The 16,295-nt window shown below is 66.3% G+C and carries 17 protein-coding genes and 1 tRNA gene; 15 read left to right on the forward strand and 3 right to left on the reverse strand.

Going from position 1 to position 16,295, the window contains the following annotated elements; genetic code table 11:
- Positions 1–9: 9 nt before the first annotated feature.
- Both ING98_11985 and ING98_11990 read left to right on the forward strand, forming a co-directional pair.
- A complete protein-coding gene (locus ING98_11985) occupies positions 10–996 on the forward strand; it encodes a tripartite tricarboxylate transporter substrate binding protein (protein ID MCA3102588.1) in 987 nt (328 codons plus the stop codon).
- A gap of 50 nt (positions 997–1,046) precedes the next feature.
- Complete coding sequence (locus ING98_11990; GenBank protein ID MCA3102589.1) at positions 1,047–2,345, forward strand: M20/M25/M40 family metallo-hydrolase; 1,299 nt, start codon at positions 1,047–1,049, stop codon at positions 2,343–2,345.
- A gap of 1 nt (position 2,346) precedes the next feature.
- On the opposite strand, the gene ING98_11995 is transcribed toward ING98_11990, so the two are convergent.
- On the reverse strand, positions 2,347–3,567 hold the full coding sequence (locus ING98_11995) for a Do family serine endopeptidase (GenBank protein ID MCA3102590.1): 1,221 nt from the start codon (positions 3,565–3,567) through the stop codon (positions 2,347–2,349).
- Between the two features lie 141 nt (positions 3,568–3,708).
- Between ING98_11995 and ING98_12000 the strand changes: the two genes are divergently transcribed.
- From ING98_12000 to ING98_12055, 12 genes are all read left to right on the forward strand, one after another.
- Positions 3,709–4,464 carry a Nif3-like dinuclear metal center hexameric protein gene (locus tag ING98_12000; GenBank protein MCA3102591.1) on the forward strand — a complete coding sequence of 252 codons (756 nt, stop codon included), beginning with the start codon at positions 3,709–3,711 and terminating at the stop codon, positions 4,462–4,464.
- Between the two features lie 170 nt (positions 4,465–4,634).
- On the forward strand, positions 4,635–5,261 hold the full coding sequence (petA, locus tag ING98_12005; protein MCA3102592.1) for a ubiquinol-cytochrome c reductase iron-sulfur subunit: 627 nt from the start codon (positions 4,635–4,637) through the stop codon (positions 5,259–5,261).
- The gene (locus ING98_12010; protein MCA3102593.1) at positions 5,258–6,559 is read left to right on the forward strand and encodes a cytochrome bc complex cytochrome b subunit; all 1,302 of its coding nucleotides are present in this window, start codon (positions 5,258–5,260) and stop codon (positions 6,557–6,559) included. The genes petA and ING98_12010 overlap by 4 nt, the downstream gene beginning before the upstream one ends.
- The gene (locus ING98_12015) at positions 6,556–7,326 is read left to right on the forward strand and encodes a cytochrome c1 (protein ID MCA3102594.1); all 771 of its coding nucleotides are present in this window, start codon (positions 6,556–6,558) and stop codon (positions 7,324–7,326) included. The genes ING98_12010 and ING98_12015 overlap by 4 nt, the downstream gene beginning before the upstream one ends.
- A gap of 76 nt (positions 7,327–7,402) precedes the next feature.
- The gene (locus tag ING98_12020; GenBank protein MCA3102595.1) at positions 7,403–8,002 is read left to right on the forward strand and encodes a glutathione S-transferase N-terminal domain-containing protein; all 600 of its coding nucleotides are present in this window, start codon (positions 7,403–7,405) and stop codon (positions 8,000–8,002) included.
- A 9-nt stretch (positions 8,003–8,011) separates the two neighbouring features.
- Positions 8,012–8,458, forward strand: a complete 447-nt coding sequence (locus ING98_12025) for a ClpXP protease specificity-enhancing factor (GenBank protein ID MCA3102596.1) — start codon at positions 8,012–8,014, stop codon at positions 8,456–8,458.
- A gap of 84 nt (positions 8,459–8,542) precedes the next feature.
- Positions 8,543–8,618, forward strand: a tRNA-Thr gene (locus ING98_12030).
- A 209-nt stretch (positions 8,619–8,827) separates the two neighbouring features.
- Entirely contained in the window at positions 8,828–9,766 is a 939-nt protein-coding gene (locus ING98_12035; protein MCA3102597.1) for an IS21 family transposase, read from the forward strand.
- 72 nt (positions 9,767–9,838) lie between these two features.
- Positions 9,839–10,249, forward strand: a complete 411-nt coding sequence (locus tag ING98_12040; protein MCA3102598.1) for a hypothetical protein — start codon at positions 9,839–9,841, stop codon at positions 10,247–10,249.
- A gap of 119 nt (positions 10,250–10,368) precedes the next feature.
- A complete protein-coding gene (locus tag ING98_12045; protein ID MCA3102599.1) occupies positions 10,369–10,551 on the forward strand; it encodes a hypothetical protein in 183 nt (60 codons plus the stop codon).
- 823 nt (positions 10,552–11,374) lie between these two features.
- Entirely contained in the window at positions 11,375–12,607 is a 1,233-nt protein-coding gene (locus tag ING98_12050; protein MCA3102600.1) for an alpha/beta hydrolase, read from the forward strand.
- A 389-nt stretch (positions 12,608–12,996) separates the two neighbouring features.
- On the forward strand, positions 12,997–13,437 hold the full coding sequence (locus ING98_12055) for a hypothetical protein (GenBank protein MCA3102601.1): 441 nt from the start codon (positions 12,997–12,999) through the stop codon (positions 13,435–13,437).
- 70 nt (positions 13,438–13,507) lie between these two features.
- Here ING98_12055 and ING98_12060 read toward each other — a convergent pair whose 3' ends face one another.
- Positions 13,508–14,302, reverse strand: coding sequence for an alpha/beta fold hydrolase (locus tag ING98_12060; GenBank protein MCA3102602.1), 795 nt, complete (start codon positions 14,300–14,302; stop codon positions 13,508–13,510).
- An 85-nt stretch (positions 14,303–14,387) separates the two neighbouring features.
- On the reverse strand, positions 14,388–15,284 hold the full coding sequence (locus ING98_12065) for an NAD(P)-dependent oxidoreductase (protein ID MCA3102603.1): 897 nt from the start codon (positions 15,282–15,284) through the stop codon (positions 14,388–14,390).
- Positions 15,285–15,467: 183 nt separating this feature from the next.
- On the opposite strand from ING98_12065, the gene ING98_12070 reads away from it, so the two are divergent.
- Complete coding sequence (locus ING98_12070) at positions 15,468–16,247, forward strand: enoyl-CoA hydratase/isomerase family protein (protein MCA3102604.1); 780 nt, start codon at positions 15,468–15,470, stop codon at positions 16,245–16,247.
- Positions 16,248–16,295: the final 48 nt, after the last annotated feature.

Below are 16,295 nucleotides of genomic sequence, written 5' to 3' on the forward strand. Positions count from 1 at the left end.
AGCCCCAAGATGCCCCGTATCGACCGACGCCCCGAGCTGCGCACCGCTACACGCCTGCTGGTCGTGGCCTGCCTCTGCGCGTCGACCCTGTCGTTCGCGCAGGCCTGGCCGGTCAAGCCGGTACGCATGATCGTGCCGATTGCCGGCGGCGGGTCGACCGATGCCATCGCGCGCCTGGTCGGTACCAAGCTGGGCGAGATCTGGGGCCAGACCGTGCTGGTCGAGAACCGCCCCGGCGGCTCGACGATGATCGGCGCCGAGGTGGTCGCACGCGCCGCGCCCGACGGCTACACGATGCTGATGGCGACCTCGGCCTTCCCGGCCAACTTCAGCCTGTTCCGCAAGGTGCCCTACAAGCTGTCCGACTTCGCGCCGGTGTCGAACGTCGCCGAGTCCCCGAACGTGCTTGCGGTGCATCCGAGCGTGCCCGCGAAGAGCGTGAAGGAACTGATCGCGCTGCTGCGTTCGCGGCCCGGGCAGATCAATTACGGCTCTGGCGGCGTCGGCGGCTCCACCCACCTGGCGGCGGAACTGTTCAAGCTGCTCGCGAAAGTCGACATCACCCATATCCCGTACAAGGGTGGCGGTCCTGCCGTCACAGACCTGCTGGGCGGCCAGATCTCGATGATCTTCGGCAACCTGCCGGCGGTGCTGCCGCACGTGAACACCGGGCGTATCAATGTACTGGCGATCGCCTCGGCAAAACGTTCTCAGACGATGCCCAACCTGCCGACGATGGACGAGGCCGGCGTGCGCGGCTTCGAGGCCTCGACCTGGGCAGGCCTGCTGATGCCCGCAGGCACGCCGCAGCCGATCATCAACAAGTTCTACGCTGACCTGCAGAAGATCTATGCGCAACCCGACATGAGGGAGCGCATGGCCACCGGTGGCTTCGAGGCGATCGGCAATTCGCCGAAGGAGTTCGCGGCCTACATCGACATGGAGGTCGCGCGCTGGGAGAAGGTGATCCGCGCGGCCGGCATCAAGGCAGAATAGCGCGCCACGCCGTGTTCGGGCGCGGGCATACCGACCGGGGAGGGTCGAGCATGGCTGGCAGGAACAGCAGGGTCGTCGGCGACGGCGACAGCACCGAGATCCACCGCAAGTTGCTGGCTTCGATCGACAGCGATCGCGACGACCTGGTCGAGCTGTGCCTGGCGCTGGGCAACATGGCCACTCCGCACGCCCAGGAGCGGCCGGGTGCGGAGTATGTGCGCGAGTGGCTGTCCAGGCACGGGATCGACGCCTGGCTGCAACCGATCACCGAGCGCAGCGCGAACGTGGTCGGGCACCTGCCGGGCAACGGCGATGGGTCCAGCCTGATCGTCGATGCCCACCTCGACACCGGCCCGGCCCTGTCGGCCGATGCGACCGAGGCCGACCGGCGCATCGAGGGTGCCTGGGTCGATGGCGACCTGATAATTGGCAAGGGCGTGATCAACGACAAGGGTCAGTTGTGCGCATTCATGATCGCCTTGCGTGCCATCCGCCGCATGGGCTTGCGGCTGCGCGGTGACTGCTACCTCGCCGGCGTGGCCTTCGAGACCGGTCGCCCGTCGGTCGGCGACCTGCAGGGCATCGACTACCCCGGCGAGGGCTTCGGCTCCCGCTGGCTGGTCGACCGCGGCATCACCGCAGATTTCGCACTGGTGGGCGAGACGTCGGGTTTCGGCATCATCAAGGCCGAGTGTGGAGAGGCGTCGATCAAGGTGCATGTGCCAGGCAAGCGCGTTTATACGCCGCGCCATGAACGTCCGGCCACGCTCGGCCCGGCGTCCAACGCCTTCGTCAAGGCGGCGCACCTGGTGATCGCGATCGAGCAATGGGCGATCGCCTACACCGAGCGGGAAAGCCAGCCGTTCCCGGGTGGGCAGTTCGTGCCGCGCGCGCAGGTGGTGAAGGTCAGCGGATCCGAGGCGCTGGGCTGGTGCGACATCCATGTCGATGTGCGCATCGTGCCCGGCAAGAACCCGGAGCTGGTACGACGCGAGATCGCGCAGGTCGCCGCGAAGCTCGGCGTCGAGGCGAAGCTGTCGGTGTACCAGTACTCCCGCGGCCATGTCGCCAGGGGTGCCGAGCCGCTGGTGGCCGCCATCGAGGCCGCGCATCGCGACCTGTTCGGCACGTCGACTCCGACGCCGCCGGCGGCCGAGACCAGCATGTGGCGCGACGTCAACGTGTTCAACGAGGTCGGCATACCGTCGGTCTGCTATGGCCCGCCGCGGCAGATGGAGCCGTTCAGCGGCGCCCGCGACCGGGCGATGAAGATCGATGACCTGCTGGCAGCGACGAAGGTGTACGCCGCGACCATCCTCAACCTCTGCGGGATCGCACCGGCCGACTGACTCAGCCGCGCCGGCGTGCCGGCCGCGTACCCACCTTCACCGTCACCTTCAGTTCCCTGCGCTCGCGAACCAGCGCGACCGCTGCACTGCTGCCCGGCTTCAGCGCCGCGACCGCGTTGAGCAGGGCGCTCGAATCGCCGATCGGCCTGCCTTCGATCGCGACGACCACGTCGCCGGGGCGAATTCCGCCGTCTTCGGCCGGGCCACCGCGTACGACGCCCGCGATCAACGCCCCGCCGGCCGGCCCGATGCCGAACGACTCGGCCAGTGTTCGGGTGAGGTCCTGCGTCTCGACGCCGAGCCAGCCGCGCACCACCTGGCCGGAGGCGATCAGCTGGTCCATCACCTGGCGCACCGTCTCGGCTGGAATCGCGAAGCCGATGCCCTGCGAGCCGCCGCTGCGCGAGAAGATCACGGTGTTGATGCCGATCAGGTTGCCCTGGCTGTCGATCAGCGCACCGCCCGAGTTGCCGGGATTGATCGCTGCATCGGTCTGCACGAAGTTCTCGAACGCGCTGACGCCGAGCTGGCTGCGACCCAAAGCGCTGACGATGCCCATCGTCACCGTCTGCCCGACCCCGAACGGATTGCCGATGGCAAGCACGACATCCCCGACGCGGACCTTCGAGGTGTCGCCGATGCGGATGGCCGGCAGGTTGCCGAGGTCGGCCTTGATCACCGCGAGGTCGGTATCCGGATCCGAGCCGACCACGGTGGCCGCCGCGCGGCGCCCGTCGGACAGCGCCACCTCGATCTGCGCGGCGGCGTCGACGACATGCGCATTGGTGACGATGAAGCCCCCAGCGTTGACGATCACCCCGGAGCCCAGGCTGGCGGGGCGCTGGCGCTGCTCGCCCTCGCCGCGGCCACGGCCGCCGGGTGCGCGGTCGCCGAAGAAGAACTGGAAGAAAGGATCGTCGAGTGCGGGGTTGCGCTCGCGCGGCGATACACGGGCGGTCGTGTAGATGTTCACTACCGATGGCATCGAGCGCGCGGCGGCTTCGGAGTAGGAGCCGGTCGCCGGAAGCGCAGGTGCCGGGTTGGCCGCTGCGGAGACGGCCGTCGCGGCAGCGCCCGCGGCGGGGGCGGCCTGATGGTGGGGCATCGACCGCCAGGGCTGCAGGGCCGCCGGCATCAGGTCGGGGCGGAGCAGGGCCGCGACGAACCACACCCCGAGGGTGACCGTCACCGCCTGTGCAAACAGCAGCCACAGCCTGCGCATGCCGAGATTCCCGAAATCGCCGGACGGAATTCGCCCAGATCCATCATCAAGGCTACCATCGGGCTCATCGAGGCGCGCACCGGACCCGCACGTCCGGCGCGTGCCGTCGATCCGGCGCCGCACCGCATCCCCGACGAGACGATGGACAGACAGGACCTCAGCGATTATCTCGATCGCCTGCTGCCGCCCGCGGCGGTCGACGACTACTGCCCGAACGGACTGCAGGTGGAAGGACGCGCGCAGGTACGCCGGCTGGTGACCGGGGTGACCGCCTCGCAGGCAATGATCGATGCCGCCGTGGATGCCGGGGCCGATGCGCTGCTGGTGCATCACGGTCTGTTCTGGAAGGGCGACAGCGGGCGGCTCACCGGCTACCGCCGGGCGCGGGTCGCGCGCCTGATCGGTGCCGACCTGAACCTGTTCGCCTTCCACCTGCCGCTCGATGTCCATCCGACGCTCGGCAACAACAGCCGGCTCGGTGTGCAACTGGGGATCGAACGCACCGGTTCGCTCGACCGGGCCGGCCTGCTCGCGGTGGGCGACCTGCCGTCGCCGCTGACGGGCGCGACAACCCTGGCGGCCTTCGCGCGCCAGGTCGCGCTGGCGCTGGGGCGCGAGCCGCTGGTCATCGGTGATCCCGCGATGCCGCTGCGCCGCGCGGCATGGTGTACCGGCGGTGGCCAGCGCTATATCGAGGACGCCTGGCCGCACGCCGATGTCTTCATCACCGGGGAAGTCTCCGAGCAGACGGTGCACGTGGCCAGAGAGTGCGGAATCGCCCTGGTCTGTGCCGGTCACCACGCCACCGAGCGCTACGGAGTGCAGGCCGTCGGCGAACATCTGGCGCGCGAGCATGGGCTGGATCACCGCTTCATCGACATCGACAATCCCGCCTGATCCGCCGGTTTCGCCGCTTTCGGTCACCATCGCGGTTGTCGAACAGCGCGGGGAACGCGCTGCGACCACCCGGCGAACGCATCGAGGCTTCAGGTCTCGCATCCGATTCGGTACAATCCCGTGGTTATGGTTCCGGCAAAGGCTAGAATGGCATGAGCAAGTCACCCTCGATGACCGCGCCCGTGGTTGGCAACACAAGCGGCGGATCCTTCACGCCGCCAGCACCCGGCGCTGAAATGCCCCAGCGGCGCAAGCTCCTGCTCGCGGCCACCTCGGCTGTCGGCGCTGCGGGCGCAGCGGCAGCGGGCGCGCCATTCCTCGCAAGCTGGTTCCCGAGCGAGCGGGCGAAAGCCGCCGGCGCCCCGGTCGACGTCGATGTCGGCGCGATCGAACCCGGCATGCTGCTGCGTGCCGAATGGCGCGGTCAGCCGGTCTGGGTGGTACGCCGCACGCCCGAGATGCTGGCCACTCTCGATGCCGTCAAGCCGAAGCTGGCCGATCCCGATTCGAAGTTGCCGCAGCAGCCCGAGTATGCCGCGAACGCCACGCGCTCGATCAAGCCCGAGATGCTCGTGCTGCTCGGCATCTGCACCCACCTCGGCTGCTCTCCTACGGACCGGCTGGCACCGGCCGAAGGCTGGGCAGGCGGCTTCTACTGCCCCTGCCACGGCTCGGTATTCGACCTCGCCGGGCGGGTGTTCGCCGGGATGCCCGCACCGACCAACCTGGTGGTGCCGCCTTACAAATACTTGAACGACACTCGCCTGCGTATCGGCGACGACAGCAAGGGGGCATGAGCGTCATGAGTCGAATCGTTGCAGCCGGGCAAGGGCTGATTGATTGGGTCGACGAGCGGTTCCCGCTGGTTTCGACCTGGAAGTACCACATGTCGGAGTACTACGCTCCGAAGAACTTCAACTTCTGGTACTACTTCGGTTCACTGGCGATGATCGTGCTGGTGCTGCAGATCGTCACCGGCATCTTCCTCACGATGAACTACAAGCCCGACGCGCTGACCGCGTTCGGCTCGGTCGAATACATCATGCGCGATGTGTCGGGCGGCTGGTTCATCCGCTACATGCACTCGACCGGCGCCTCGATGTTCTTCGTCGTGGTGTACCTGCACATGATGCGCGCGCTGCTGTACGGCTCGTACCGCAAGCCGCGCGAGCTGCTGTGGATCTTCGGCTGCATGATCTACCTCGCCCTGATGGCCGAGGCCTTCATGGGCTACCTGCTGCCCTGGGGCCAGATGTCCTACTGGGGCGCGCAGGTGATCGTGAACCTGTTCTCCTCGGTGCCGTTCATCGGGCCCGACCTTTCGGTCTGGATCCGCGGCGACTTCCTGGTGTCCGATGCGACGCTGAACCGCTTCTTCGCGCTGCACGTGATAGCGCTGCCGCTGGTACTGGTCGGGCTGGTGTTCCTGCACCTGGTCGCGCTGCACGAAGTGGGTTCGAACAACCCCGACGGCATCGAGATCAAGAAGAACAAGGATCCGGTTACCGGCAAGCCGGTCGACGGCATACCGTTCTTCCCCTACTACATCGTGAAGGACCTGATCGGCATCGTCGTGTTCTTCATCGTGTTCTTCGCGATCCTGTTCTTCGGTCCGGAGATGGGCGGCTACTTCCTCGAGTACAACAACTTCCTTCCGGCTGACCCGCTGCAGACCCCGGCGCACATCGCCCCGGTCTGGTACTTCACGCCGTTCTACGCGATGCTTCGTGCCGTGCCCGCGATGTTCGGGTCGCAGTTCGCCGGCGTGGCCGTGATGGGTGCGGGCGTGATCATCCTGTTCTTCCTGCCCTGGCTCGACAAGAGCCCCGTGAAGTCGATCCGCTACAAGGGACCGATCTTCCGTACCGCACTGGCGATCTTCGTGGTGAGCTTCCTCGTACTGGGCTACCTGGGCGTGGCCACGACCGACGTCTGGGGCAAGATGCCGGAGATACTGCCGATCATCGGTGGCGTCGAAGTGGCGACGATCGTCTCGCGCCTGCTGACGATTGCCTACTTCGCGTTCTTCCTCGCGATGCCCTGGTACAGCCGCATCGACAAGTGCAAACCCGAACCCGAGCGGTTGACAGGATGAAGATGGCCAAGTTCAGAAACCGGGCATTCGCAGCCCTCGTCTCCCTCGCGGCAGTCCTGTCCTCGGCGCCTCCGTCTTCCGCGCTGGCTGCCAGCAGTGGGGTTGCACTCCAGCGCGCACCGGTGAACCTGCAGGATGCGGTGTCCCTGCAGCGCGGCGCGCACCTGTTCGTCAACTACTGCATGGGTTGCCACAGCGCGAACTACATGCGGTTCAACCGGCTGACCGACCTCGGGCTGACCGAAGAGCAGATCAAGGAATATCTGCTGTTCGCGACCGACAAGGTGGGCTCGCCGATGACGATCGCGATGCGCCCGGCTGATGCGAAAGAGTGGATGGGCAAGGCGCCGCCCGACATGACCGTGATCGCCCGCTCCAAGCGACCCGACTACATCTACACGCTGCTCAAGTCCTACTACGTCGACGAATCGCGTGCGCTGGGCTGGAACAACCTCGCATACCCGAACATCGGCATGCCGCATCCGCTCTGGCAGTTGCAGGGTGCGACGCAACTGAAGGTCGAGGAGAAGCAGTCCCACGGCCATGCGGTGCAGGTGAAGAGCATCGCCCCCGGTGAGCCCGGCCTGCTGAACGCGGTTGAGTACGACCGCGCCGTCGGCGACCTGGTGAACTACCTGGTTTACATGGGCGAGCCTTGGAAGGTACAGAGCAGCCGCATCGGCATCATCGTCATGTTCTTTCTGGCGATCCTCCTCGTATTCGTATATCTGCTGAAGCTCGAGTTCTGGCGGGATATCAAGCACTGAACTTCCCTGCGACGGTGCCTTCGGGCACCCCGGAACCCACTCGCGCCGGCTCGAGACCGGCGGAGGAGAACCCCTGATGATGACCTTGTACTCGGGAACGACCTGTCCGTTCTCACAACGCTGCCGTATCGTCCTTTACGAAAAGGGCATGGATTTCCAGATCACCGACGTCGACCTGTTCAACAAGCCGGAAGACCTCGCGGTGATGAATCCGTACAACCGGGTGCCGGTGCTGGTCGAGCGTGACCTTGTGCTGTACGAGTCGAACATCATCAACGAGTACATCGACGACCGTTTTCCGCATCCCCAGCTGATGCCGGCCGATCCGGTGATGCGGGCGCGGGCGCGGCTGTTCCTCTACCGCTTCGAGAACGAACTGTTCTGTCACATCGATACGCTTGAGAAGGGCAATGCCAAGACGGTCGAGAAGGCTCGCCAGATCATCCGCGATAACCTGACCGTGATTGCGCCGGTGTTCGCCAAGCAGAAATACATGCTGGGCGAGGAGTTCTCGATGCTCGACGTTGCGATCGCACCGCTGCTCTGGCGCCTGGAGCACTACGGTATCGAGCTGCCCCGGCAGGCGGCGCCGCTGGCGAAGTATGCCGAGCGGCTGTTCAGCCGTCCGGCCTTCATCGACGCGATGACGCCTTCCGAGAAGGTGATGCGCAAGTAGGCTGCCGACATGACCGACCCGACGACCAAACCCTACCTCGTCCGCGCCATCTACGAATGGTGCAGCGACTCGGGGTACACCCCCTATATCTCGGTGAAGGTGGACGGGTCGACACGGGTGCCCCTCGAGTACGTGAAGAACGGCGAGATCGTGCTCAACATCAGTCAGGACGCGACCCGCAACATTACCCTCGGACGCGACGTGGTGCAGTTCTCTGCCCGTTTCAACGGCGTATCGCGCGAGATCAGCGTGCCAATGGGTGCGGTCGCCGCGATATTCGCCAAGGAAAACGGGCAGGGGCTGTTCTTCCCGACCGAGGCGGCAGCCGGCACGCAGGGGCAGGCCACCGAGGCTCCCGAGTCGCCTGCGCCCAGCGATACCGGCGACGAGCCGGGTCCCGACACGCCGACGAGTCCATCGCGTCCGTCGCGCCCGCGCCTGCAGGTTGTCAAGTAGCGGCCGCTCGGCGGACGCTGCCCAGCGTCGGCCGATGCGCATCGTACCGGCGCCTGGAGGGTCGCTTATACTCGTTCTGAACCTGCCGGATTAGCTCAGCTGGTAGAGCAGCGGTTTTGTAAACCGAAGGTCACGGGTTCGAATCCTGTATCCGGCACCATCAGCCTGTTTGAAGTCGTCCGTAGACGTCCGAAGAACCTGCCCAAACCCGCGTATCTGCGGGTTTTTTTACGTCTGGACTGTCCGGCCCCGGCGGCCACCCAAATTCCCCCACCTGAGCACCGATAGCTGCGGCTGACTCGCCGTGGAGCGCTGAAGACGGGACGTTACTCTCGCCCCTTCGCATGAGGGGGTAATGGACTGAACGTCTTGAAGCCGCATCTACGCATCACCGTCCAGACCCTGTTGAGCACGGACACGCCCCAGCGCGAGATCGAGCGCCGCACTGGCGTGGACCGGAAAACCATTCGCAGTCATGCCCGGGCGATGGCAAATTCCCCCGGGGTGGCCACCGGCTTTTCCGAGTCTGGGGCGCAGATTCCCCCACCCCGGCCACCGGCTCCGGAGGGCGGTCCGGGGAGCGCGGCGCTGGCACCAGCCGCCTCGGCGTGCGAACCGTACCGGGCGTGGATCGAAGCCCAGGTCGTGCTCGGTCGCAATGCGGTGAGCATCTACCAGGACCTGGTCGAGGTGCACGGCTTCGGCCACGCCCATAACTCGAGCAAGCGATTCGTCGCCACGATCCGAAAGCGCGAGCCCGAGCGCTTCGACGTGCTCGAGGTCCTCCCCGGCGAGGAGGCGCAGGTCGACTACGGCCAGGGCGCGCTCACCGCCGTGGGCGGGGGCAAGTACCGGCGTCCTTACCTGTTCGTGATGACGTTGAAGTTCTTTGGCAAGAGCTTCCGCAAGACGGTGTGGAAGACCAGCCAGGAGGCGTGGGCGCGACTGCACGAACAGGCGTTCCGGGCGCTGGGCGGTTGCCCGGCCTACATCGTGCTCGACAACCTGAAGGAAGGGGTGATCCGCCCCGACCTGTATGCCCCGGAACTGAACCCGGTGTATGCGGCGATGCTCACGCACTACGGCGTGGTGGCCGACACCTGCCGCGTGGGCGACCCCAACCGCAAGGGCACGGTGGAGAGCGCGATCCAGCACACGCAGGCGACAGCGCTCAAGGGGCGCCGGTTCGACTCGGTCGGGGCGCAGAACACCTGGCTCGCCCATTGGGAGGAGCGCTGGGCGGCTACCCGGATCCACGGGCGCAAGAAGCGCCAGGTACTCGAGATGTACCGCGAGGAACTGCCCTAGCTGCGAGCGCCGCCCGCAGAGCCCTTCCGCTACTTCAAGCAGGCCACGCGCACCGTCGATGACGCGGGGCTGGTGCAGATCGATGCGGCCTGCTGTGCGGCGCTGCCGGCAGCGGCACACAGCACGGTGACGGTGCGCATATTCGACCGCTCGATCGAGATCCTCGATGCCGCCGGCCAACTGCTCCGCCGGCACGAGGTTTCCACCCAGCGCGGCACCTTCACGATGGCGCCCACCGATCGGCTGTTCAATCCCTCGCGCGAGAGCGCGCGGGTACTGGCCAAGGCCGAGCGCATCGGGCCACATGCCGCGTTACTCGCCCGCGACCCAGCGGCCGAGATGCGCGACCGGTTGAAGGCATCCGAGATTCTCGCCCGCGCTTCCGGCGACTTCATTGAGCGCGTCGAGCACTCTGCGCTGGGCGGCGAACCGTTGACGATCCGGGTCATCTACGGACGCGGCGGGGTAAACAGGCCGGGCTGAGCGCGCTACACTGTCCGGCCGACAGACCTGACGAAGTGGGACGATCTGAGCCCACAGGAAGGAGGCCAGACCATGCAGCGTCACTTTGTCTGCCCGCCGCTGGAAGAGGTGGCGTACTGATGCCTTCGGCTCGGCTTGTGTCACGCCTTCTGGGGTGGGCGATCGCAGTCGGTTTCGGCCTGGCTTTCTTCGTCGGCGCGCCGGTCTGGCTATTCGTCTGGCCGGCGGTGGCTTGGCTCGCGGTGAATCTGCGCGCGGTTGCGGTGATCGTGCTCGCTGCGCTCGGCGTGGCGCTCACCTGATCCGACACGCTCAGGCCGCAGGGTCACATGCCCCACGCGGGGTCAACTCCGCAAACGAAGACCGTAGAATGGCATCCATGCCGGTTACAGCGTGGAATGCGGTCCCTGTATCCGCACCATCAGCCTGTTTGAAGTCGTCCGTAGACGTCCGAAGAACCTGCCCGAACCCGCGTATCTGCGGTTATTTTCGTCTGAACGGTCCGGGGTTGTCCGGTAGCGTCCCTTTACAGCCGGGGGGTACGCGATCAATTCGCCGTCAGTAAAGAGCACCGAACGTCGCTCACCGATACCGCGATCAAGAACGCGAAGCCCGGCACCAAGCCCGTCAAGCTGTTTGACGGCAGTGGGCTCTTCCTGCTGCTCACGCCGGAGGGCGGGCGGCGCTGGCGCCACCGGTAAGGATGGCTTAGGTTGAAGTGTGGACACTACGCCGTTCGTCCCGTGTCCCGGAACGAAAACGCGGCAGAACGTCAATGTTCCCGGTTATCGGAGGCCAGCCGGCCAAGGCGTGCCCGACTTGTGTGGGCGAAGGGTCGAAGCGGGAAGAAGGGTCGGTCCGCGGCCAAGAGAGCAACCCCGGCCCTCGCTGAAGACGAAGCCGACCGTCCCTGCTCCGGGAACTGCGACTGCTCGACGGGAGCGCCAGCGGAAGATGGAACTGCCCGCTGCAGAATTGCATGGCTGGCATGCACGGGTGGGGATTGCTCCCCCTTGACCATGCACTGCAAGCTTGAGGCCTTCGGTTTCCTGGGGGCAACCCTTGTCGATACGGATCTCTCGGCCACACAAGCGATCCCTGCCTGCTGTTCTTGCCGGGGCGGCCTTGTTCGCGCTCCTGTCGGGCTGCGCATCCAAAGAGAGCGTCGCGCCGCGGGCGGAACGTCTCAGCAGTGGTTGGCGTGACCCGTCAGCGGTGGCGCCTGTCGCCGACTTCGATGCCTATGTCGCACAGGTGACGCGGGAGCTGGGCGTCCACCGGCTGCCGTTCGCACCCTCGATGGCCGATGCGGAGCTGAGGCTGGTGGCCCCCTTTCGGATTGCCCCAAGTCCGGGATGCCAGCCCGAGGCCCCGCGAGGCATCGCGGTCATCGTCCATGGGCTGTCGGATACCGCATTTGCCATGCGCGATCTTGCGAAGTCCCTATCGAGAATGTGCTTCGAGTCCCGCGTGCTGTTGCTGCCAGGGCATGGCACTCGTCCGGCGGATCTGATGGTTGTCGATCACCGGGACTGGCTGGCTCACGTTGAGGCGGCGGTCACGCAGGCCGGTCGCGAGAGCGATGTCGTCGTGCTCGCAGGCTTTTCCCTTGGCGCAGCCCTCTCCCTCGCGGTGGCAGCCGAGTCGCCTGACAAGGTCGATGCGGTCATCGGCTTGTCGCCGGCCTACCGACTTCGCTCCAACACCCTGGCGCGGCAGGCCCGCTGGGTGGCGGCGTTCCGTCCATGGCTGGAACTGGGTCCGCGCGAAGACTTCGCGCGGTATGGCGCCATGCCGACAAAGGGCATCGCGTCCACCATGGCGGTGCTCAGCGTGTTGAACGATCGCGTGAGGCGAGCAGGCGCCGTGAAGACGCCCTGGCTGGTCGTGCAGAGCGAAGACGATGAAGTGGTCGATGTCGCCAGCAACCGGAGGTTCTTCCATGCGAACGCGGGCGATCCTCGCAGCATCTTCTTGAACTACTTCTCCGTCCTGCCGGAAGATGCATCGAGCCAGCGCGTGATCTGGCTTCCTGCCGCCAACGACGCCATGCGCGTGGTCGGGCTCTCCCACCTCGCCTTGCACATGTCGCCTCACAACCCGCACTACGGTGTGACGGGCACGTACCGCAACTGCGGCAGCACCCCTTTCCGCAAGGAAGACGAGATCCGGGCCTGCAAAGAGGCGTCGCAGGTGTGGTACGGCGTTGGCGGGCAGACGCCGCCCCCTGGCGCAGCCGGCGCCCGGGCGACCTTCAACCCGCACTACCCAGACCTGGAGCGCCGCATCGCCGAGTTCCTGGACCAGGTGGATGGCCGCCACCGCGAGGCGTCAGTGAGTCAATCCAGCAGGCCGTGAAGGCGCTGTTTCGCGCGGCTTCGCCTCGCTTTCGATTTCCTGCGGATCAAGGGGCTGTTCTCCCGGTCGGGCGCGGCCAGGCGCAGCCAAAGGCTTGCGGGCCGACTCGTGGGCGGCAAATGGGCGCGCGAGTTCTGTCTTCAGCCGATCAAGCGCCTGCTCCTCCTTGCGCTCCCTGTCGGGCCGAATCCAGATCGCGCACGTACTCGCTGACAGGATCTCCGCGCTCGCAGAAACGGGCTGAGTGGCCGGGAATCGGTCCACGTGCTGCCGAAAGCCCGGCGGTCTCGAACGCCCGGTTCAGCCATGTTGGAGCCCGGCACTCAAGAAAGAGCCTCGCAAGCCGTTATCCCGGAAACACTTTTGCAACGGGAAACAAGAGGCCCCTCATGCTCACCAAAGGACTGTTCCGTTTTCTCGTCGTCACCGGTTTCGCAGCCGCCGGCATGACTCCCGCCATCGCCCAGCAGAGCTCGATCGACTCCCAGTTGTCGCGCCTTAGCGGGCGCATGGAGGCGCGCAACATGGCACAGGCCGCGCGCGACCTCACCGGCTCGCTGCGCAATGGCCAGCGCACCGAGTGGACGATTTTCCTGGTGAAGGGAGTCGATTATCGCATCCACGGTGTCTGCGACAACGACTGCCGCGACCTCGACCTGATCCTGCTCGACGAGCGCGGCAACGAGATCTCCCAGGACACTTCCACCGACGACATCCCGATCGTCAACGCTCGCCCGAAGTGGACAGGCCGCTTCACGCTGCGCGTGATCATGGAAGACTGCAAGGTCAATCCCTGCAACTACGGCGTACGGTTCTTCACCGACAAGTAGCGGTCAGCGCGCAAGGCGCGAGCAGCTGTGCCAGGTAAGTCAGTCGGGCGCTACCCCCTCGCGCACCGACTCAGCCGCCCTCCTGCAGGAACCGCAGCACGCGCGCGTTGAACGCGTCCGGGCGGGTCTTCGACAGTGAATGGCCGCCGCTGTCCATCAACTCGAGCTGGGCGCCCGGGATCGCGCGGGCCAGGGCCTCGGCGTGGTAGGCGGGGGTGATGTAGTCGTCGCGCGCGGCCATCACCAGCGTGGGCGTGGTGATGCGTGCGAGGTCTGCGCGGCGGTCGAACGCCATGATCGCGTCGATGCGGCCGACCGAGACGTCCGCCGGCGGCGGATTGACGGCCGCGCGGCGCAGTTCCTCCTCGATCTCGGCGTCGTGCGCGTTCACGTAATCGGGCGGGTACAGCCAGAGCGGATGGAATCGACCGTGCAGTTCCGGCCCCGCCTGCTGGTACATCTGCCGCCGCGCCTCGAACAATCGCCTGAACCAGGGATCGCACCAGGTCCAGGTCGCGTAGATCGTCATCCGCGACAGCCGCTCGGGATGCAGTACCGCGAGTGTCTGGCCGATCGCGCCGCCCGTGGACTGCCCGACCAGGTGGACGCGTTCGAGCCCGAGTGCGTCAAGCAGCGAGATGACATCGGCAGCCATCCCGTCGACCGAGAACGAACGCTGCAACCGGTCGCTGGAGCCGGTGCCGCGCTGATCGTAGGTGATCACCCGATAGTGCCGGCTGAAGAAGGGCACCTGCGGCGCCCATGAACGGCCAGTGCCGTTGAGACCACTGACGAACAGCAGCGGATGGCCGCTGCCGCTTTCTTCGTAGGCGATCTCGCCGTCGCCGATGGCCAGCCTGGGCATGGTGTCTCCTCTACGTTTGCATGGGGGTCATTATGCCGTCCAGCCGCAAGCATACACAGTGGACGGCCGCACGATGGTCCGCCGATCAGCGCGTGCGCGTGCCGCTCACGATTTCGTCGAAACGCGGATACAGGTGGGCGAAATCGGTGTCGGTCATCCCCTGTTCGATGGCTGAGGCCAGGAACTCGCTGGTGAGCGTGCCCAGTGGCACCTGCGCGCCGAGCGACCCGGCGAGCGACACCGCCATCGATACGTCCTTGCGCAGGTTGTAGACGCGCGAGCGGGCGTCCCACTTGCCCGACAGGATGTGGGCCGGGAAGCGGACCTCGCTCGCATAGCTGCGCGCATTGGATACGTTGAACACGCCGATCATGTCGGCGACGCTGATGCCCGCCGCTTCGGCCATCCGCCCGCCTTCGCAGGTCGCGAGGAAGATCGTGTGGCAGACCATGTTGTGGATCAGCTTCATCGTGTGGCCGGTGCCGCTGGCGCCCAGGTGGAACAGCCGCTTCGAGATCCGCTCCAACAATCCGCGCGTGCGCTCGAACGCATCCTTGTCGCCGCCGACCATCAGGGTCAGCGTGCCGGCGTCCGCTCCCGATGCGCCACCGCTCATGCCTGCGTCGAGATAGGCGATGCCACGCTCGGCCGCGCGCGCCGCGATCGCCCGCGTCTGCACCGGACCAGACGTGGTGAAGTCGTACACCACCAGCCCCGGCGCCGCGTGCGCGAGCACGCCGTCTGGGCCGTCGAAGCAGGCGGCGATCTCGGGCGTGGCCGGCACGATGAAGAAGATGGTGCTGCAGGAGGCCGCCATCTCTCCCGGCGTGGCCACCTCCACGCCCGGCAGCGCGGCGAGCGCATCGCGGGCGGCCGGGTCGAGGTCCCAGACCGCCAGTGGCAGGCCGGCGCGCTGGAAGTTGCGTGCGATGCCACCGCCCATGTTGCCCAGACCCACCACTCCTATCTTCCGATCGTCCATCCTGCCTCCGGGTACCGTACGTGAATTGCGCGAGGCGCGATGATGCTACCGGGCAACCCCGCCCGGCAACTGGCGCGCCGGGGCGCGCCCGGGCGTGCGACGTCCGGCTTGCTGCTGCACCGCACCCGTGGTTAGCATGCGACGTAAACAGACAGCTGCCGGACAGCGCGGCAAGGGGGATGGATGTCGACATTCGAAGAGTACTCGGGCAAGTACCGGCATATCCGGCTCGAGCGCAGCGCCGACGGCGTATTGCTCGCGACGTTCCACACCGACGGCGGGACGCTGCAGTGGGGACAGGCTCCCTACCTGGAGTTCCCGCAGGTCTTTGCGGACATCGGCAACGATCCGGGAAACAAGGTCGTGATCTTCACCGGCGCGGGCGATGCCTTTTCCGGGCCGCCCGGCAACCCGTCGAATCACCGGCCACAGAAGACACCGGCAGGCTGGTACAACGAGTACTGGGGCGGCAAGCGGCTGGTGCAGAACCTGCTGGACATCGAGGTGCCGACGATCGCCGCGATCAACGGCCCGGCCCTGCGGCACAGCGAACTGCCGCTGCTGTGCGACCTGGTGATCGGTTCCGATACCTGTGCATTCCAGGATACCGGGCACTTCATGACCGGTCTGGTGCCCGGCGATGGCGTGCATGTGATCTACCCGATGCTGCTCGGTCTCAACCGTGGGCGCTATTTCCTGATGACAGGCCAGCTGATCGAGGCAAAGGAGGCGCTCGACCTCGGTCTGATCTGCGAGAAGCTGCCGCGGGACAGGCTCCTACCGCGTGCGCATGAGCTGGCAGAGATCCTGCTCAGGCAGCCGCCGCTGGTGCGCCGATTCACCAAGGCCCTGCTCGTGCAGCAGCTGAAGCGGTCGTTCCACGAAACGCTGGGCTACGGGCTGGCGATCGAAGGCATGGCAGTGGTCGAGGGCTGGAACAACCGGGACGAACCCCGGTTCTGACAGCGCGACCGGCGGACACGGACCGACCACAGGCCCGGGTGGCAGCCG

This window comes from Rhodocyclaceae bacterium (assembly GCA_020248265.1).
Classification (GTDB): Bacteria; Pseudomonadota; Gammaproteobacteria; order Burkholderiales; family CAIKXV01; genus CAIKXV01.

What these genes read in the sequence shown, in the direction of transcription:
- ING98_12065 (MCA3102603.1), bottom strand. Translation starts at nt 15,284, where the DNA reads ATGGACGATCGGAAGATAGGAGTGGTGGGTCTGGGCAACATGGGCGGT.
- ING98_12010 (MCA3102593.1), top strand. Translation starts at nt 5,258, where the DNA reads ATGAGCGTCATGAGTCGAATCGTTGCAGCCGGGCAAGGGCTGATTGAT.
- ING98_12020 (MCA3102595.1), top strand. Translation starts at nt 7,403, where the DNA reads ATGATGACCTTGTACTCGGGAACGACCTGTCCGTTCTCACAACGCTGC.
- ING98_11990 (MCA3102589.1), top strand. Translation starts at nt 1,047, where the DNA reads ATGGCTGGCAGGAACAGCAGGGTCGTCGGCGACGGCGACAGCACCGAG.
- ING98_12060 (MCA3102602.1), bottom strand. Translation starts at nt 14,302, where the DNA reads ATGCCCAGGCTGGCCATCGGCGACGGCGAGATCGCCTACGAAGAAAGC.
- ING98_12045 (MCA3102599.1), top strand. Translation starts at nt 10,369, where the DNA reads ATGCCTTCGGCTCGGCTTGTGTCACGCCTTCTGGGGTGGGCGATCGCA.
- ING98_12000 (MCA3102591.1), top strand. Translation starts at nt 3,709, where the DNA reads ATGGACAGACAGGACCTCAGCGATTATCTCGATCGCCTGCTGCCGCCC.
- ING98_12015 (MCA3102594.1), top strand. Translation starts at nt 6,556, where the DNA reads ATGAAGATGGCCAAGTTCAGAAACCGGGCATTCGCAGCCCTCGTCTCC.
- ING98_12025 (MCA3102596.1), top strand. Translation starts at nt 8,012, where the DNA reads ATGACCGACCCGACGACCAAACCCTACCTCGTCCGCGCCATCTACGAA.
- ING98_11985 (MCA3102588.1), top strand. Translation starts at nt 10, where the DNA reads ATGCCCCGTATCGACCGACGCCCCGAGCTGCGCACCGCTACACGCCTG.
- petA (MCA3102592.1), top strand. Translation starts at nt 4,635, where the DNA reads ATGACCGCGCCCGTGGTTGGCAACACAAGCGGCGGATCCTTCACGCCG.
- ING98_12055 (MCA3102601.1), top strand. Translation starts at nt 12,997, where the DNA reads ATGCTCACCAAAGGACTGTTCCGTTTTCTCGTCGTCACCGGTTTCGCA.
- ING98_11995 (MCA3102590.1), bottom strand. Translation starts at nt 3,567, where the DNA reads ATGCGCAGGCTGTGGCTGCTGTTTGCACAGGCGGTGACGGTCACCCTC.
- ING98_12070 (MCA3102604.1), top strand. Translation starts at nt 15,468, where the DNA reads ATGTCGACATTCGAAGAGTACTCGGGCAAGTACCGGCATATCCGGCTC.